This window comes from Bacillus sp. LR--39, assembly GCF_053613335.1.
The window spans coordinates 1-1,055 of record NZ_JBSIOT010000337.1 but is presented as its reverse complement, the minus strand read 5'-3'; the positions used below and the strand labels follow the sequence as shown (position 1 = coordinate 1,055).

Below are 1,055 nucleotides of genomic sequence, written 5' to 3'. Positions count from 1 at the left end.
GCCTTCAATCGAAATATAATAGATGCCCGTACTGCCTTGATCTGTGCCGATGACATAAAACCCTTGGCTGTCCTTTGTCCAAATCGGGCGCTGTTCAGCACCACCGATCAATGAATCTCCAATCAGCGCATCCGCTAAATGAACGTCCAGCATCTCAGTCAGACATGTGAGGCGGCCTTGTTCGATATCATAGAGCCACGCCTTTGAGAGCGTTGCATTCTTATATTCCTTTTCATTTCCAAGCAAAGCAAGATACCTTCCGTCTGGTGAAAATGAACTAGATCCGAATGAGCCGCGATGAGGTGTAACCTGCTTAAGATCTCCAGACTCCAATGACATTATGTAAACATCATGAGGCTTGCTGGCATCATCTGTTTCAGTTAAATTAGCTGAGAAAACAAGCCATTTGCCGTCAGGAGAAAAAGCAGGATCACCATGATCAGCTTTGTGACTTGTCAGCTCCTTCATCTCACCCGACTTTACGCTGACAAGCACAAGCTGGGCATACGCGCCTCTCGTCAGCCCTTTGCCGTCCCGTTTGTAGGAGAGGCTTTGCACTTCAACAGGTTCATAGCTGTCCTGCTCCGTTTTTTCTCGGTCATCAATGCTTTCCCCCTCTCCCAAACTGACAGTGACCAGAATCGATTCACCGTCCGGGGACCATAGCGGCTTTGACACGCCATATGGGATATCAGTCAGTTTTCTTGCTTCTCCGCCTTCAGTGCTCATTATATAAAGCTGTGCCGCATCGCCTTCTCGATCAGAAATAAAGGCAAGCGTGCGCCCGTCCGGAGACCATCTTGGGTCGGTGCTTCGCTTTTCTCCATGTGTCCAAGGAACAGATCCTCCCGTTTTCGTTTCATAGATCCATATATTTGATGTATACGAATCTTTCTCTTGATTTACTTGTGATTTTACATATGCGGCACGGGTACCGTCTGGGGCGTATTGAGGATCGGTCACAGAGACAATCGCTGTGATGTCGTCTGCGGTTATCAGCTTTTTCATATTCATCTCCTCCTTTTTACATGTATTTCGTTTTTCTAAATAAAAAC

1 protein-coding gene is annotated in these 1,055 nt (G+C 46.9%); it reads right to left on the bottom strand.

The features are described from left to right. Positions 1-1,008, bottom strand: a 1,008-nt coding sequence (locus tag ACWHAR_RS23020; RefSeq protein WP_452087939.1) for a TolB family protein, incomplete at its 3' end; no start/stop codon positions are given. Positions 1,009-1,055: the final 47 nt, after the last annotated feature.